This is a genomic window from Thiothrix lacustris DSM 21227 (genome assembly GCF_000621325.1).
Classification (GTDB): domain Bacteria; phylum Pseudomonadota; class Gammaproteobacteria; order Thiotrichales; family Thiotrichaceae; genus Thiothrix; species Thiothrix lacustris.
Map to the genome: position 1 here is coordinate 63,535 of NZ_KK211257.1, position 16,757 is coordinate 80,291.

The window sequence follows — 16,757 nt, forward strand, 5'->3', positions numbered from 1 at the left end:
GCTCTACTTGGTTACAATACGGCGTTTTTCCTTGTAACGGATAACGACTTTTTTGTCCGCACTAGGTTTTTCGCTTTGTTGGGCGTAGTCAGGTTTTTCCCAACTGCCGATCTCGTAAGAGCCACCCTGGTCACGGCGTGGTGCTGGATTACCACCGGTGTAAGGCCCGCCTTCGCGTTTACGCTGTGCACCACCGTTGAGGCGGCCGTAAGGGCCTTTACGCTGTTGGCGATCCCCAGTGTTGTTGGCTGGTTGCTGTTCCTGGCCTTGTGCTGGGCGATTATCGCGACGCGGTGCACCTTGATGTTGGCCGCCTTGACCTTGACCTTGACCTTGACCTTGACCTTGACCTTGGTGTTGATTGGGATTGCGTCCGCCACCACCTTGGCCTTGGTGTGTTGGGCGTTGCTGATGGGAGCCACCACGGCCTTGTTGTGAACGTCCACGATCATCCTGTCCGCCATTGCCACCGTGGCCATTATATTGGCGTTGCCCACCGCCGCCACCACCATGGCTACGATTGGTTCGCGGGGAGCGTACCGCTGGCGTAAAGCCGGAGGTGTGTTCTAGTGGCGCAAGACCTGGCAGATTGCATTGTTCGATGGAATCACCCAGAAACGTTTCGATGAGTTTTAGGTTCTCACGTTCACGGGGGAGTACGACTGCGATGACAGCTTCTTCACGGGAATCGGGATTGATGCCATGTAGGCGTTTTTCATAATCTTCGACTTTTTGCGGTAATTCAAAGTTGATGATGTGTTCATCACCGTGCAGATTGGCCGGTAGATTGTCTTGGTCTGCGTAGATCAATATCGGGCTAGCATTGCCGTTGCGTTCGGATGTTGGTAAATCAGCGGCTACTTCAGCAGTATGGCCGTGATTGGCAAGGCTTTCAGCTAAGGCTTTGGCAACTTTGCTGGTGATGGTGAAGATAACGGTTGGTTCACCGGAAAATTCATCCAGCAAGTGATCCATCAGGGCAATTTTGTGGGTATAGTCATCAGCAAGATGCACCACCTGAGGAATCAGTCGCAGTGGGTTGCGGTCATCGTCCACTTCCAGTTCTTCGGCGCCAGCAAGAACCGCCCGAGCATAACCCGCAATATCCGCTTCAGGATGCACAAAGGCAATAACAGGGCAGACGGTCGTGCGTTCAGCAAGAATCTTATTAATCAGGCCGTGTAGGCCTTTGTGGTAAATAGCACTTAAGTCATCAATAACCAGCATTTCCAGCTTGGAAAAGTCAGCTTTATTGTTATCTACTAGGTCATTCAGGCGACCGGGGGTGGCAATCATCAAGTCGAGTGGGCGACGTAATAAACGCATTTGCGGCTGGTAAGGGCGTCCGCTGACAATGAAGCCAGAACGGATTTGCTGCTCATCCCCCATCAAGCGTTTGATGGTGTAGTTGATCTGATTCACCCGGTCACGGCGTGATGTCAATATCAGAATGCGGGTATGTCGTTGATCCTCAATGGGATTCGCCAGCACATGGTTAATGGCAGGTATCAAGAAAGCCCCGGTTTTGCCGGAAGCTGATTGTGTCCAGATGATGACGCTCTTGTTTTGTGCCACGAGAGGAATCAACTGTTTCTGTAGATCAGTCGGGTTCTCGTAACCAGCGGACTCGATTTTGGCCGCAAACTCTGGATTTAAGCCTAATTCTGAAAAAGACAAGATGGATACTCCCCGTCTGTGAAATGTGGGTGAGAGTAATTAATAAATACTATCAAACTGGAGAGAGAAAGTTAGCAACAAAGATGCCCTCAACGACTGCCCGTAACCCGTATTTGAAACGTTTGTGAGGCCCGAACCGAATAATAAAATTATTATATCTGTTGTTGTGAGTCAACAATTATGCACGTTATTGTTGTGAAATTACATCACAATTTCGATTGCTTTCTCCAATCTGGCGATGGCGACCACTTTCATGCCCTCAATGGGGTGACGTGGTTTGTTGCCTTTCGCGACGATAGCCTGTTTAAAACCGTGTTTGGCAGCCTCACGCAAACGCTCCTCACCGTTTGGAACCGGGCGAATTTCGCCTGCTAGCCCAACTTCTCCGAAAACCACCAGATCAGCAGGCAGAGGACGGTTGCGAAAACTTGAGAGCGCCGCCAGCAACAAGGATAAATCAGCAGCGGTTTCTGAAATCTTAACACCACCGACAACATTTATGAATACATCTTGGTCAAACATTGAAATTCCGGCGTGGCGATGCAGTACAGCTAAGAGCATGGAAAGGCGATTTTGTTCCAATCCAAGGGTAACACGACGGGGTACTGCCCCGTGACTTTGGTCGACCAAGGCTTGTACTTCGACCATTAAGGGGCGCGTGCCTTCCCGCGTTACCATGATGACACTGCCGGAAACCGGCTCTTCGTGGCGCGAGAGGAAAATGGCGGAAGGGTTGCTGACACCTTTTAAACCTTGTTCGGTCATGGCGAAAACCCCCAGTTCATTGACAGCGCCGAAACGGTTTTTGACGGCGCGGATAATGCGGTAACGTCCGCCGGGGTCGCCTTCAAAATACAGCACGGTGTCGACCATGTGTTCGAGTACGCGTGGGCCTGCGAGTGTGCCTTCTTTGGTGACGTGGCCGACGAGGAACATGGCAGTATTGGTTTGCTTGGCGAAACGCACCAGCTTGGCTGCCGATTCGCGGATTTGGCTAACCGAGCCGGGGGCTGCTTGCAGGCTGTCTGTGAAAACGGTCTGGATGGAGTCGATCACCATCAGGTGCGGTTTTTCTTGCGACACCAGGCTCAGGATGTTTTCCACACAAGTTTCGGTCAGCAGGCGCAAGTTGTCGGTGGGTAGCCCCAAGCGACGGGCGCGTAGGCCAACTTGTTGCAGGGATTCTTCACCTGTGACATACAAACTTTTCAATTCGGTCAGGGTGGCAAGGGTTTGCAACAGGATGGTGGATTTGCCGATGCCGGGGTCACCACCAATCAATACCACGGAACCGGCCACCAGCCCGCCACCCAGTACCCGGTCGAGTTCGGGTTGGTGGGTAAGGATGCGCGGTGCTTCGCTCAAGCTGACTTCGTGCAGGGAACGGATGACGGCTTGCTCACCGGCGTAACCACCTGCGCGGGCGTTTTGCGGGTTTTTGCTGGCGGGAAGGCTGAGGGTTTCTTCCAGTGTATTCCATGCGCCACAGTCGCCGCATTGCCCGCCCCATTTGGTATGCACGCTGCCGCAGGCGGAGCAGTAGTATTGGTGTTTGGCTTTACTCATCGTCTTCTGCGCGTATGCGTTGGATTTTGGGGTGGATGATCAGCGTTTTGACTGCATTGTTACGGGTCTTGCGAATTTCCAGCGGATAATCGTCAATGAGCACGGTCATGCCGGGGACAGGGATGGATTCGAGGTATTCCAGAATCAACCCATTGAGGGTGTTGGCTTCTTCCGAGGCGAAACGGCTGCCGAGTTCGCGGTTAATGTCGCGGATGGGCATAGCGCCGTCTACCCAGTAGCTGCCGTCTTCCATCTGGCGGATTTCACGCGATTGGCTGCTGGGTGTGGTGGAGAATTCACCGACGATTTCTTCCAGAATATCTTCCAGTGCTACTAGACCGAGGAGTTCGCCGTATTCATCCACTACCAGCGCTATACGGCGGTTTTCGGTTTTAAAGTTGATTAGCTGCTGGGTGAGTGGGGTGCTGTCGGGGATGAAGTAAGCAGGGCGAATGCTGGCTTCAAAACGTTCGCGTTCCAGATGACCGTCACGGAACATGGGCAGTAATTTGCGTAAGTGTACGAAGCCGAGGACATTATCGAGGTTTTCCCGATAGACCAGCAGGCGTGTGAAATTGCTGTGGATGATTTGTTCTTCCAGCTCATTCCAGTCATCGTCCAGATCCAGCCCCATCAGTTGGCTGCGTGGGATCATGATGTCTTCTACCGTGGTGCTTTCCAGATCCATAACCCGTAGCAGCATGTCGAGGTGAGTTTGTGGGATATGCGTTCCGGCGGAACTGACCACGGTGCGTAATTCTTCATGGCTGAGGGCGACGCGGCTGGTTTCATCACTGTGTGCACCAAATAAGCGCAATAGATTATTGGTTATCAGGTTGAGCAGCCATACGAACGGCCACATGACTTTCATCATGACGACGTAAAAGCGTGATGCGATGAAAGCGATGCGTTCCGGGTGCATGGCTGCCAGCGTTTTAGGTGTGATTTCCCCGAAAATCAGCAGCAGGAAAGTCAGGACGCCGGTAGCAATCGCTAAACCTGCATCTCCAAACAGGCGTAAGCCCAGTAAAGTGGCAAGTTGGGTGATCAGGATATTGATGAAGTTATTGCCTAACAGAATCAGGCTGATCAGACGGTCAGGCTTGCTCAGTAGCTTTTGTGCCAGAATCGCACCGGCATGGCCTTTTTCTGCCTGATGCTTCAGCTTGTAGCGGTTGAGTGACATCAACGCTGTTTCTGAGCCAGAGAAAAAAGCGGAGAGCAAGAATAGGATAAACAAGACAAAAAATAGTATGCCTAGTGGGGCTTCATTAATATTCACGATTATTTTACCAAAAACTCCAGCACAAATTTGCTGCCGAAGAAGGCTAGCATCAGGATGAAAAATCCGCTTAATGTCCAGCGGATGGCGATGCGCCCGCGCCAGCCGTATTGCCAGTGACCAATCAGCAGAATGCTGAATACTACCCATGCCACAATCGACAGGATGGTCTTATGCACCAAATGTTGGGCGAACAGGTTGTCAACATACAGCGCCCCGCTGAGTAATCCAAAGGATAACAGAATAACGCCCAGTAAAATCAGTTTGAATAGCAGGGCTTCCATATCCAGCAGTGGGGGCAGGGTGCGGATTAAGCCGCCTGGATGGTGATTGTGTAAGTGCCGGTTTTGCAAGGCCAGTAACGACGCTTGTAAAGCTGCTAGCGTCAACATGCTGTAGGCCAGCAGTGAGGTAAAGATATGCACACCTAGCCCGCTGTTCAGGTTAATGGTTGTCGTTTGTTCCGGGCTGATTAGGGGTAATAGCATGGCGCTCAAGGTAAAGGGCACGACAAAAATACCCAGCGTTTCCAACGGTCGGCGCAACATAGTAATGAATAGGAGTAGGTTGCACAGCCACATCACAATGGAACTAGCCGCTGCAAAACTGATGGCGATTCCTGCTGTTTGCTGGACATGGTGCAAGATAGTCCAGCCATGTAGTACTAACGCCATTACCCATAGCACAACTAGCACCTTTCGGTATTGAGGTGAGCGTGTTTGCAAGCGGTCTCGCAGGCGCGTGCCAATGAGTAGCCATGTTGCCAGCCAGACGAGTGTGGCGAACAGGTTGAGTGTTATTGTCATTAGTCAAACGGATTTCGTGGGTTAGCGATAAAATTCCAGTAAAACGACCCTTGTGAGGGAACGCATTCAGTTTTGCTTTAGTGCTATGATAGCAACTTGTGCCTGAATGGGACTAGCAAGAAGTCAATATCATGTTCGAGAATTTAAGTGAACGTCTTTCGCAGACGGTAAAAAAACTGCGCGGTCAGGCACGTCTGACCGACGATAACATTAAAGATGCTTTGCGTGATGTGCGTATGGCACTGTTAGAGGCCGATGTCGCCTTGCCTGTCATTCGCGAATTCACCAATAGGGTGCGTGAGCGAGCAGTTGGTCAAGAGGTATTGGAAAGCCTTAGTCCTGGTCAGGCACTGATCAAAGTGGTCAATGATGAGCTGGTTGAGCTGATGGGGAAGGCTAATGAAACGCTTTCATTGAATGCCCAGCCTCCAGCGGTCATTTTGATGGCAGGTTTACAGGGTGCTGGTAAAACCACGACAGTTGGTAAGTTGACCCGTTTTCTGAAGGAACGTCAGAATAAATCCGTCATGGTGACCAGTTGTGACGTGTATCGTCCGGCAGCGATTAAGCAGCTTGAGACGATTGCAGGACAAACCGGTGGTATTTTCTTTTCCAGTGACATTGGGCAAAAGCCAGTAGATATTGCGAAAGCTGCGTTGGCACAAGCCAAGCTCAAGTACATGGATGTGCTGATCATCGATACGGCAGGACGTTTGCATGTTGATGCTGAGATGATGGCTGAAATTCAGGCTATACACTCGGCAGTTACTCCCGTAGAAACCCTGTTTGTGGTGGATGGGATGACCGGGCAGGATGCGGCGAATACTGCTAAAGCCTTCGGCGATGCGTTGCCTTTGACGGGTGTGGTGTTGACCAAGGCGGATGGGGATGCCCGAGGTGGGGCAGCACTATCGGTACGTTACATCACGGGCAAACCGATCAAGTTCATCGGTATGGGTGAAAAGCTGGATGCTTTGGAGCCTTTTTACCCTGATCGGATGGCATCGCGTATCTTAGGTATGGGCGATGTACTCAGCCTAATCGAGGATGCCCAGCGTCAGGTTGACCATAAAAAAGCGGCGCAATTAGCGAAAAAGCTCAATAAGGGTAAATCTTTCGATTTTGAAGATTTGCGTGAGCAGATGCAGCAAATGTTAAAAATGGGTGGTATGGCGGGTTTAATGGATAAGTTGCCGGGTATGGGTAACTTGCCAGCTAATGTTAAAGATCAGGCGAATGATAAGGAAGTTCGTCGGATGATTGCCATTATTAATTCCATGACGCTGGATGAGCGTCGCAATCCCGATTTGATCAAGTCTTCCCGAAAACGTAGGATTGCTGCCGGGTGTGGCCTACAAGTACAGGATGTGAATCGCCTGATGAAGCAGCATTTGCAGATGAGTAAAATGATGAAGCAATTTTCCAAGGGTGGATTGCGCAAACTGATGGGCGGTATGAAGGGGAAATTACCAACAGGTGGTGGATTTCCACCGATGGGCGGGTTTTCTGGTTAGTATATTAGGCTTTTTGGGTTGGTATATTAGACTTTTTTTATATTTATGGTTTCCATTCAGGTATTTTGCGATAAGATGCGTTTGCCTCATGGATTGTCTGGTTGTATGATGCGCGTCATCCAGAAAATTCATGGTCTGGATATTGACCAATGTCTGCGTCAATTCTTGCGCGGCAGGGTTTACCTTTCCATATCAATTGTTTAGAGAGTTTTACTATTATGAAAATCAAATCTCAAGTGGCTATCGCTGGTCTGCTGTTTGCTGGCCTGTTAACAACTGGTTGCCAACAAATGGGTGCACAACAGTCTACTGGTCAACAAGTAACTGAAGCACCAGCTGTTGCTCCAGTGCCTGCTGCTCCAGCACCTGTTGCTGCTCCAGTCCGTCAAGCACCAGTGCCAATGGTTCCTAAGGTTAAAGCCAAGGGTAACTACAAAGGTCCAGTCACAATGGATCCTGCTTCTGCCGGTGCTATGCAGAACTATCAGCAGTAATTTGTTGAAGATATAAACACACTATCTTCCTTTTGATGGTGGGTTTGAGGAAGCCTCTTGCCAAAAGCAAGAGGCTTTTTTTTGAATCAGTTTTGATTATTTTAAGTATTTTTATATTTTATGCTATTTGTTCCTAGGGGATTGATCCTAGCGTCATGTCGTCTGTACCTATAGTTAGTTTGTGTTTTCCTCAGGTTTTTTGTGTTGATTCATGCTAAATTTGCTCGTATGTGTAGCCAAAAACACCTTGATTCTTTGCTACACTTTGTGTGTTTTCCTTAAACGATAAAAGAGACTAAGATGATGAAAATTAAATCTCAATTGACACTGGCAACTCTGATTGTTGCTGCTATGTTTGCTACTGGCTGTCAGCAAATGGGTGGTATGAGCCAACAAACCGCTCAACAAGCTGCTCCAGCTGTTCAAGAACCAGCTCAAGCTCCGGTCACTGCTCCTGCTGCTGGTCAGCATTGCCATGATGAAGCCCCTTCTTGTGCTAACAAATGTCACAGCCATGCTGGCGCTGTTCCTGGTCATAAGCATGTTTATGGTTGTGTTGCTGGCCAAGGTCAACGCCCAATGGTTCCTAAAGTTAAAGCTAAGGGTAACTACAAAGGCGCAGTTTCCATGGATCAATCTTCCACGTCTGTTATGCAACAATACCAGAAGTAATGTTTGGTTAGTGCTATCAGCGGCTGTTATATGAGCATCAGTCGTTAGTATTGTGCGAAACTGCCCGGTTACTTCTGTGACTGGGCAGTTTTTTATTGAAATTCTTGATAAGTCAATCTACGCTAGCAACCTCTAGGAACTTATGGGTGTTTTCGCTTGTCATGATTATGCATGGGAAAACCTGTTGGGCTTTTGTTTATTTAGTGTTCTGTCAATGAACCATATCAAGTTGTAAATTTCATGAAAAAAACGTTTGTTTTAACCTTGTTGTTTGCCATCATTTCGCTGATGTCTTCGATGGCGTCTGCTGCTGTGTGGTCAAACGAAAACGAGTGGGATAACTCGTGGGAAGACCGTTACCGCCAGTGGGTGCGTACTGAGTGGAAAGATGACATTTTCATGAATCCTGCGAAACCGATTTATTATAAATTTGAGAATGACTGTGCGGATGCGGTATACGCGATGCGCCTCATTTTTTCGTTTGAGAATCGCTTGCCTTTCGTGGTAGGGAATCGGGATAAGGCAGGCCGAGTCATTAGTAATGGGGCGTCTACGTGGGATAATTTGCCACCTGACCAACGGGTTAGACGTTTCATGGATTATGTCGCTGACATGACTAGCACCGAGGCATTGAGAAATGATACCTACCCTATTGCGTTGGCAGATATCAAGCCCGGTGATATTTATGTTGCACCGGGTGTGCATTCCTACCAGATTGCCGATGTAACTGATGCAGGTATCGCGGAAGTCATGGCTTCTACTACGCCAAAACAAGCACGTTATTTGCTGCGTACGCCTTCTTTCCCTTTCTATGTACCTGAAGACAAGCGCTTGGGTGATGGCTACCGTCGATTCAAGCAGCCACAGAACATTATGCGTGCGGCGCGTGAACAGCCTGGTTACAGTGAAGAGCAGTTCCAGTTGGCAGCAGAGCTCCAATACGATTATGTGAAATTTACCGATGTTATTTCCAGTAGGTTGGCAAAACGTCCTGAAACGGCTGATGAGAAAACCCAACGCCTACTGTTAGCATTGTGTATGTATGCCAATGACCGCTCCGTCTATGTGTATGACGCGTTGTGGTATTTGCAAAAAATTCGGGGTGAAGGGCGTCGTTGCATGAGTGCTAAGGAGTACGATGATCATTCAACACCGGGTCGTGACAAGCGTCTGACTCTATTTTTTGACTCCATTCGCCGTCATTTGGATCATGTTGGGCGTTTTGATCCACGTTCACAGCCTGCACGTTGGGCAAAAGCAGTGTTTTCTAATGATCAGCCACCGCCACAAGAAATGAAAAGCTTGAATGATTTTTGCATGGTGCAGATGACATTGGGTGAGGAGTATTACATGACATTGCGTGAACTGCGTCAGAATGTCGAGGCTCATTCATTGGTCTCTGATCCACATGCACCACTGCCATTCCGCTGGGGTGTTGTGAAAGAACCATACCGTGCTGAATGCCCAACTTACTAACGGTAGGTAGCTTGTATTGGGGTTAAGCGGGCATTTTGTCTTGGAATACTATAAAGATCATTATAATTACTGATTGTTGCGATGAGTCCAATTATTGGGGATCTCAGGATTTAGGAGTGGGACAAATGAGTGGTGTGTTTGAAAAGGTAGGTTTACCAAGGTGGGGGGCGTCGATCGTTATGATTGGCGCACTGGTGGTATCTAGTCTGGCGGGGTGTTCAAATCAACAGGTTGCAGAGAAACCTGCTGAGGTGAAGCGCTCCCAAAGTGCTCGAAGTAGCGTGGCGACACCAGAACGTTTGTCGTATGCGGCATTGGAGCGATTGCGGCATCAAGTGACGTATGATGGACGTTATATTCCCATTGCTTACCCTAATGGTGATGTACCAGCTAATATGGGGGTGTGCACCGATACAGTTGTCCGTTCGTACCGGAAACTTGGGGTTGATCTTCAGCGGCTGGTGTATGAGGATATGTCACGTAATTTTCAGGCGTATCCTAATCTTGCCAAATGGGGTTTAAATAAGCCTGATCCAAATATTGATCATCGGCGTGTACCGAATTTGAAAGCGTTTTTTGCACGTCATGGTGGTCGTGTCCCTGTTACGGGTAATCCTCAGGATTATCAAGCCGGTGATTTGGTGACATGGAGTCTTGGTGGTGATCAAGAGCATATTGGTATTGTGGTGAACCGTAAGTCATCAGCTGATCCTAGGCGTCCACTCATTGTGCATAATATTGGTGAAGGTGAGAAGATTGAGGATGTACTCTTTCAGATGCCGATTACCGGACATTATCGTTACTTCCCATGAAGTGGCTTTAATCGCGGTAGTATTGTTCACGATAATTGAGCGTTAAAAGCTGCTTTATCATGAAGCCCTCGCTTGTCGAGGGCTTTTTTATGGGTAAGGTGCTAATCAAGGCTTCACTTTTTCTGAAATTAACGTAGAATTGCGCGTTTACTTCGGGCAGCGCCTGCTGCTTCGTATTAACCGCATTTTGTAAGGTCTTCAAATGGTCAATATTCGTCTGGCTAGAGGTGGTGCGAAAAAGCACCCATTTTACCACATTGTCGTTAGCGACAAGCGCAAGCCGCGTGACAGTGGTTACATTGAGCGCATTGGTTACTTCAACCCCGTTGCTCGTGGTCAAGAAGTTCGTTTGCACATTGAACAAGATCGCGTAGCCCATTGGGTTGCTTGCGGTGCTCAGCCCACTGAACGTGTTGCTAAGCTGTTGAAAGAATCTGCTGAAACTGTGGCGGCGTAACACATTATGTCCCAACTGGATATGGTAACGCTCGGAAAAATTTCCGCAGTATTTGGCATAAAAGGTTGGGTTAAAGTGTTTTCGCACACTCATCAATTGTCTGGGATTTTGGATTATGCTCCATGGTCCTTAAAGGTTGGTGGGGAATGGAAGCCGTGTAAGTTACTCAATGGACAAGTACAAGGTAAAGGTATTGTTGCCCAACTGGATGGTGTAACAGATCGTACCCAAGCTGAAAAATTGATAGGCTGCGAGATTGGCATTCCTCGTGATCGTCTGCATAAGCTAGATGATGATGAATACTACTGGGCTGATTTGATCGGTATGGAAGTGGTGACAGTAAACGGCGTAGTGCTGGGTACAGTTGACCATTTATTTGAAACCGGTGCTAATGATGTGTTGGTGGTGCAGGGTGAGCGGGAACGTTTGTTGCCGTGGGTTCTGGATACTTTCATCAAATCTGTTTCGCTGGCTGAAAAACGTATTACGGTGGACTGGGATCCTGATTTCTGATGCCCATGCGGTTTGATGTGATCACCCTGTTTCCTGAGCTGGTTAAAGCTGTTGTTAGCAGTGGTGTAACCGGCAGAGCAGCAGAGCGCGGTATCATTTCCTTAAAGCAGTGGAATCCACGTGATTACGCCCTTGATGTTCATCGTACAGTGGATGACCGACCTTATGGTGGTGGCCCTGGTATGGTGATGAAAGGCGACTGTTTGTTGCAAGCCATCCGTGATGCCCGTCGGGAAAATCCGGGGAAAGTGGTTTATCTTAGCCCTCAGGGGATTCCTCTGAATCAGGCTTTGGTGACTGAGCTAGCCGCAGCAGAAAATGTGATTTTGCTGTGTGGCCGCTATGAAGGCATTGATGAACGTGTCATCGCCTTGGAAGTGGATCTGGAATGTTCGATTGGCGACTACGTTCTCAGCGGTGGTGAGTTGGGAGCGATGGTGCTGATAGATGCGGTAACCCGCTTGTTACCTGGAGCATTAGGGCATCATGAATCGGCGGCACAGGATTCATTTTTTGATGGATTACTGGACTGCTCGCATTATACCCGCCCGGAAGAACTGGAAGGATTAGCGATACCAGCGGTACTAAAAAGCGGCAATCATGCAGATATTGCCAAATGGCGCAAGAAACAGGCGCTGGGAAAAACATGGCGACGCAGGCCGGAATTGTTACAGGCACGACAGTTGACCGACAGTGAGCGTGTGTTGCTGAACGAGTATATAAACGAGTTTGAAAGCAGTGAAAAGCTGCCTTAGAGGATTATCATGAACACGATTATTCAACAACTTGAACAAGAGCAAATGACGAAGGTAATCCCGGATTTTAACCCCGGCGACACCATTATCGTTCAAGTACGCGTGAAAGAAGGCGATAAAGAGCGCCAACAGGCTTATGAAGGTGTGGTGATTGCGAAGAAAAATCGTGGTCTGAACTCTGCTTTCACCGTGCGTAAGATGTCTTACGGTGAAGGTGTTGAGCGTGTTTTCCAAACCTTCAGCAACAGCATTGCTAGCATTACAGTTAAGCGTAGCGGTGATGTACGTCGCGCCAAGCTGTACTACCTGCGTGGCCGTACTGGTAAATCTGCACGTATCAAAGAAAAGCTCTAAGCTTCTTTGTTTGGTGTATTAAAGCCGACGATACTGTTTACAGATTGTCGGTTTTTTTGTGTCTACTATTCATAGTAATGACTAAAATACCTATATCATTTCATCGCTGAAAACTGTACAAGGCGGCTTTCTGCACCTACTATGGAAGCTGAAGAATAATTTATAAAATAATGCGTTAGAGTAGGTGGGCGCTTTTGTGGCCAATTTCATCGATTTTTCATCTTCTGCTGTTCTGATCAGTATAGGTTTAGGGCTAGTTACGGTAGCTGCTTTAATTTGGGGAGCATTCTTGATGCGTCGCCAATTCAAAAGCCGGTTACGTTTGGCTCAGCAAAATATGCTTGTTTCATCGTTGGCTGATGCTCAAGAGGCCGCTATTTTGGTGGATCTCAACGGTATAGTTGATTTCATCAATCCAGCCGCTGAAAAAATTCTGAAATACAAAATTCGTAGTGCACGTGGTAAACACTATGGCGAATTATTTACCCTGATTGATACCCTAACCCACAATCCCTTGCCTTGGTTAGACACTGCGAAGCGCAATGATCGTCCGTTATTACGTAATGCCCTGTTAAATGCTACGGGCTTGAATGATTTACAGGTGACTTACACCGTACAACCCATTCTGTATGAAGATGCTGAACAGCCTTGCTACATGGTGATGGTGCGCGACCAGACCGAGCTTCATGCGATGCAGTTGCGGCTGGATCACGTTCAAATGCATGACCCACAAACTATGTTGTTGAACCGCAAGAGCTTTGAGTTACGCTTGAAAGTGGCGATTGATCAAGTGCGGCAACACGGGGTGAAGCACTCATTTTGTTTGATCTCAATGGATCAGTTCAAGCTGGTGAATGACACGATGGGTCATGGTGGTGGGGATATGCTGATTGAGCGTATTGCACGAATGCTCAAGGACGAAATTGATGTGCGCCGTGATATTTTGGCGCGGCTGGGCGGTGATGAGTTTGGCATCCTGTTTCAGGAAATTGAACCAGCAGTAGCGATTCGAGCAGCGGAACAAATTCGTATCAAACTAGAACAATACGCGTTTGACTGGAATAAAATGCGCCAGCGAGTAACGGCCAGTATTGCCTTCGTACCCTTGTACAAGCTATTGAAAACGCCTAACCGGATACTCTCGGAAGCTGATGCGGCGTGCCGGGTCGCCAAGGCCAAAGGTGGCAACCGTATCCACATTTACAAGCCGGATGATCAGGAGATCCTCAAGCAGCGTGGCAATATGGTATGGCTGGATCGCCTGAAAAAAGCTTTTGAAGCCGGTAATTTCCGTTTGGTGGCGCAGCCTATCCATGATTTGCGCCCAGCAGAATTCAAAAAGCCGTTCAGTCATTACGAAGTACTGATCCGCTTGTACGATGAAAATAACCAGCCCGTTCCGCCGGACGAATTCATTCCAGCGGCAGAATATTATTCGATGATGCCGCGTCTGGATCGCTGGGTGATCCGCAAACTGCTCCAGACGCTGCAAGAAATTACCCAGAAAGTACCCCGCCCGATTTTCGCGATTAATTTGTCCGGTCAGAGTCTGGATGAGCCAACCTTCCTGAAATTCGTGCTGGATGAAATTCAGGAGGCGGGAATTAGTCCGGGTATGTTGTGTTTCGAGATTACCGAACGGGTGGCTATCCACAACCTTGAATTGGCGCAGCATTTTATTGCAACCCTGAAAAATCTGGGGTGCAGCTTTTCGATGGATGACTTCGGTACGGGGGTCAGCTCCTTTGGGTATTTAAAATCCCTTTCGGTGGATTACCTGAAAATTGACGGCAGTTTTATCAAAGACATTGCCAATGATGACGTGGCACTGGCGATGGTGAATTCAGTCAATCAGGTCGGGCACTTGATGGGCTTGAAAGTGATTGCCGAATATGTCGAAAATGATCGGGTCATACAAATTTTACGCGAAATTGGTGTAGACTACGGGCAGGGTTACGGCATCTCCAGACCGATTCCGATCGAAGAAGCCGTGCGTAATCACGTCAGTTAAGGTAACAACAACACGGATGAATATTCATATTCTGGGTATCTGCGGAACCTTTATGGGCGGTATTGCCCTATTGGCACGCGAGAAAGGGCATCAAGTCACAGGTTCTGACACCAACGTTTATCCACCCATGAGCACTATGCTGGCAGAGCAGGGCGTGGCTATTATTCAGGGCTTCCAACCTCACGATTTACCCGCTGATAGCGAGACGATTGTGGTGGGCAATGTGATGCGCCGTGGTTTGGAGATTGTGGAGCATATGCTTGACCACAACCTGCCCTATACCTCCGGCCCGCAATGGTTGGGCGAACACATTCTGAAGGATCGCTGGGTATTGGCAGTGGCGGGGACGCACGGCAAAACCACCACCGCGAGTATGCTGGCTTGGATTCTGGAATACGCTGGGTTGAAGCCGGGCTTCTTGATCGGTGGCGTGCCGGAAAATTTTGGGGTATCCGCCCGTCTGGGTGACTCGCCGTTTTTTGTGGTGGAAGCGGATGAATACGATACCGCGTTTTTCGACAAGCGTTCCAAGTTTGTGCATTACCACCCGCGCACCGTTATCCTGAATAATCTGGAATACGACCATGCCGATATTTTCCCCGATGTTCAAGCCATCAAAACCCAATTCCACCATCTGATGCGTACTGTGCCGGGCAGTGGTCTGGCGGTGGTGAATGCGCAGGATGCCAACCTCAAGGATACGCTGGCAATGGGCTGCTGGACGCCGGTGGAAACCTTTGCCGATGGCGATTGGCGAGCGGAATACCTGCAAGCCGATGGCAGTGAATTCCGAGTCTTCTGCAAGGGTCTGGAACAGGGCGTGGTACGCTGGGATTTACTGGGCGAACACAACGTCAACAATGGGCTGGCCGCAATAGCAGCGGCACGCCATGCCGGGGTTCCCACTGAACATGCCGTGGCAGCCTTGGCTGAATTCCAAGGCGTGAAGCGGCGGATGCAGGTGCGTGGCACCGTGCGTGGTGTGACGGTTTATGACGATTTTGCGCATCACCCAACGGCGATTACCACAACATTAGCCGGTTTGCGGGCAAAAGTTGGCAAGGCGCGGATCATTGCCTTGCTGGAACCGCGTTCCAACACCATGCGCATGGGCACGCATGGGGAGGCAGTCGCAGCAGCTTTGCAAGTGGCGGATCATGCCTTCATTTATCAGTTGCCGGAATGGGATGATATTGATGCTTTAGTGGCAACTGTGGCGCAACTCGCGCAAGCGGGAGACCATATTTTGGTTATGAGTAATGGCGGTTTCGGTGGCATTCATGACAAGCTACTGCTGACATTGGCTGACTGAGATACTGGACGCTTGAAAACCATTACATTGATCATGACGGGCGCATCCGGTGCGCAATACGGGCTGCGCTTGCTGGAATTCCTGTTGCAACACGGTTATCACGTGTATTTGCTGCTATCGCGCCCGGCGCAAGTGGTGGTGAATATGGAAACCGAGCACCGTTTGCCGGGGCGTGCCAGTGAAATACAGCAGTATTTCAGTGAGTTGTACGGTGCGCAACCGGGGCAGTTACAGGTATTCGAGCGCGAACAATGGGCTGCTCCCATCGCTAGCGGTAGCGGGGTGGCGGATGCTACCGTGGTATGCCCTTGCACCACCGGAACGCTGTCGGCGATTGCCTGTGGTAGCAGCCGCAACCTGATCGAACGTGCCGCCGATGTGTGCCTGAAAGAGCGTAAAAAGCTGATTTTAGTGGTGCGTGAAACCCCGTTTTCCGAGATTCATCTGGAAAACATGCTGAAACTGGCGCGGATGGGGGTTATTATCATGCCCGCCAATCCGGGCTTTTATCAACGCCCGGCATCCGTGCAGGAACTGGTCGACTTTATGGTGGCGCGGGTACTGGACCATTTGGACATTCCACACGCACTGCTTCCCCGTTGGGGGGAACCGCAGGCGGAGTGACCGCATTTTTGATTTGATATTATTAGGAGTATGCCATGGCAGTCGAAGAAATGACCGCGCAGAGTTTTGAAGAAACGATCACGGAAAACGGTATCGTTATCATCGACTTTTGGGCACCTTGGTGCGGCCCTTGCCGCTCATTTGCACCAATCTTTGATAAAGTGTCAGACAATCACACTGACATCGTGTTTGCCAAAGTGAACACCGAAGAAGAGCAGGAGTTGGCTGGCCATTTCCAGATCCGTTCCATCCCGACGCTGATGATTTTCCGTGAGCAGGTCATCCTGTTTGCCGAAGCGGGCATGTTGAGTGAGCCACAACTGGAGCAAGTGATTGCGAAGGTGCGTGAGCTGGATATGGATAAAGTGCGTGCTGATATTGCAGCGCAGGAACAGCAAGCATAAGCACTATTCATTAGTACCGCTTATCAGA

The 16,757-nt window shown here is 49.3% G+C and carries 17 protein-coding genes; 13 read left to right on the plus strand and 4 right to left on the minus strand.

Annotation, left to right across the window (positions count from 1 at the left end; translation table 11 throughout):
• Positions 1 to 3: 3 nt before the first annotated feature.
• The 4 genes from Q394_RS0117035 to Q394_RS0117050 all read right to left on the minus strand — a co-directional run bounded on the left by Q394_RS0117035 (position 4) and on the right by Q394_RS0117050 (position 5,331).
• Entirely contained in the window at positions 4 to 1,677 is a 1,674-nt protein-coding gene (locus Q394_RS0117035; protein ID WP_028490303.1) for a DEAD/DEAH box helicase, read from the minus strand.
• A gap of 201 nt (positions 1,678 to 1,878) precedes the next feature.
• The gene (radA, locus tag Q394_RS0117040) at positions 1,879 to 3,243 is read right to left on the minus strand and encodes a DNA repair protein RadA (RefSeq protein WP_028490304.1); all 1,365 of its coding nucleotides are present in this window, start codon (positions 3,241 to 3,243) and stop codon (positions 1,879 to 1,881) included.
• Positions 3,236 to 4,525 (minus strand): HlyC/CorC family transporter, encoded by a 1,290-nt coding sequence (locus Q394_RS0117045; protein ID WP_211248841.1) that lies wholly within the window; start codon positions 4,523 to 4,525, stop codon positions 3,236 to 3,238. Before Q394_RS0117045 ends, radA begins: the two co-directional genes overlap by 8 nt.
• A gap of 2 nt (positions 4,526 to 4,527) precedes the next feature.
• Entirely contained in the window at positions 4,528 to 5,331 is an 804-nt protein-coding gene (locus tag Q394_RS0117050; RefSeq protein ID WP_028490306.1) for a cytochrome C assembly family protein, read from the minus strand.
• 131 nt (positions 5,332 to 5,462) lie between these two features.
• Between Q394_RS0117050 and ffh the strand changes: the two genes are divergently transcribed.
• The 13 genes from ffh (at position 5,463) to trxA (ending at position 16,729) form a co-directional block, all read left to right on the plus strand.
• On the plus strand, positions 5,463 to 6,845 hold the full coding sequence (gene ffh / locus Q394_RS0117055; protein ID WP_028490307.1) for a signal recognition particle protein: 1,383 nt from the start codon (positions 5,463 to 5,465) through the stop codon (positions 6,843 to 6,845).
• 218 nt (positions 6,846 to 7,063) lie between these two features.
• A complete protein-coding gene (locus tag Q394_RS22800; protein WP_211248842.1) occupies positions 7,064 to 7,339 on the plus strand; it encodes a hypothetical protein in 276 nt (91 codons plus the stop codon).
• A gap of 300 nt (positions 7,340 to 7,639) precedes the next feature.
• The gene (locus tag Q394_RS0117065) at positions 7,640 to 8,011 is read left to right on the plus strand and encodes a hypothetical protein (RefSeq protein ID WP_028490309.1); all 372 of its coding nucleotides are present in this window, start codon (positions 7,640 to 7,642) and stop codon (positions 8,009 to 8,011) included.
• 240 nt (positions 8,012 to 8,251) lie between these two features.
• On the plus strand, positions 8,252 to 9,487 hold the full coding sequence (locus Q394_RS0117070; protein WP_028490310.1) for a hypothetical protein: 1,236 nt from the start codon (positions 8,252 to 8,254) through the stop codon (positions 9,485 to 9,487).
• A 125-nt stretch (positions 9,488 to 9,612) separates the two neighbouring features.
• Complete coding sequence (locus tag Q394_RS0117075) at positions 9,613 to 10,299, plus strand: DUF1287 domain-containing protein (RefSeq protein ID WP_211248843.1); 687 nt, start codon at positions 9,613 to 9,615, stop codon at positions 10,297 to 10,299.
• Positions 10,300 to 10,501: 202 nt separating this feature from the next.
• Entirely contained in the window at positions 10,502 to 10,756 is a 255-nt protein-coding gene (rpsP, locus tag Q394_RS0117080) for a 30S ribosomal protein S16 (RefSeq protein ID WP_028490312.1), read from the plus strand.
• Positions 10,757 to 10,762: 6 nt separating this feature from the next.
• Positions 10,763 to 11,269, plus strand: coding sequence for a ribosome maturation factor RimM (gene rimM, locus Q394_RS0117085; RefSeq protein WP_028490313.1), 507 nt, complete (start codon positions 10,763 to 10,765; stop codon positions 11,267 to 11,269).
• A 5-nt stretch (positions 11,270 to 11,274) separates the two neighbouring features.
• The gene (gene trmD, locus Q394_RS0117090; RefSeq protein ID WP_028490314.1) at positions 11,275 to 12,024 is read left to right on the plus strand and encodes a tRNA (guanosine(37)-N1)-methyltransferase TrmD; all 750 of its coding nucleotides are present in this window, start codon (positions 11,275 to 11,277) and stop codon (positions 12,022 to 12,024) included.
• A 9-nt stretch (positions 12,025 to 12,033) separates the two neighbouring features.
• Positions 12,034 to 12,378, plus strand: a complete 345-nt coding sequence (gene rplS / locus Q394_RS0117095) for a 50S ribosomal protein L19 (RefSeq protein ID WP_028490315.1) — start codon at positions 12,034 to 12,036, stop codon at positions 12,376 to 12,378.
• 292 nt (positions 12,379 to 12,670) lie between these two features.
• Positions 12,671 to 14,389, plus strand: a complete 1,719-nt coding sequence (locus Q394_RS0117100; protein ID WP_245606812.1) for a putative bifunctional diguanylate cyclase/phosphodiesterase — start codon at positions 12,671 to 12,673, stop codon at positions 14,387 to 14,389.
• Positions 14,390 to 14,405: 16 nt separating this feature from the next.
• Positions 14,406 to 15,701, plus strand: coding sequence for a UDP-N-acetylmuramate:L-alanyl-gamma-D-glutamyl-meso-diaminopimelate ligase (mpl, locus tag Q394_RS0117105; RefSeq protein WP_028490317.1), 1,296 nt, complete (start codon positions 14,406 to 14,408; stop codon positions 15,699 to 15,701).
• 12 nt (positions 15,702 to 15,713) lie between these two features.
• The gene (locus Q394_RS0117110; protein ID WP_028490318.1) at positions 15,714 to 16,325 is read left to right on the plus strand and encodes a flavin prenyltransferase UbiX; all 612 of its coding nucleotides are present in this window, start codon (positions 15,714 to 15,716) and stop codon (positions 16,323 to 16,325) included.
• Positions 16,326 to 16,360: 35 nt separating this feature from the next.
• The gene (trxA, locus tag Q394_RS0117115; protein ID WP_028490319.1) at positions 16,361 to 16,729 is read left to right on the plus strand and encodes a thioredoxin; all 369 of its coding nucleotides are present in this window, start codon (positions 16,361 to 16,363) and stop codon (positions 16,727 to 16,729) included.
• Positions 16,730 to 16,757: the final 28 nt, after the last annotated feature.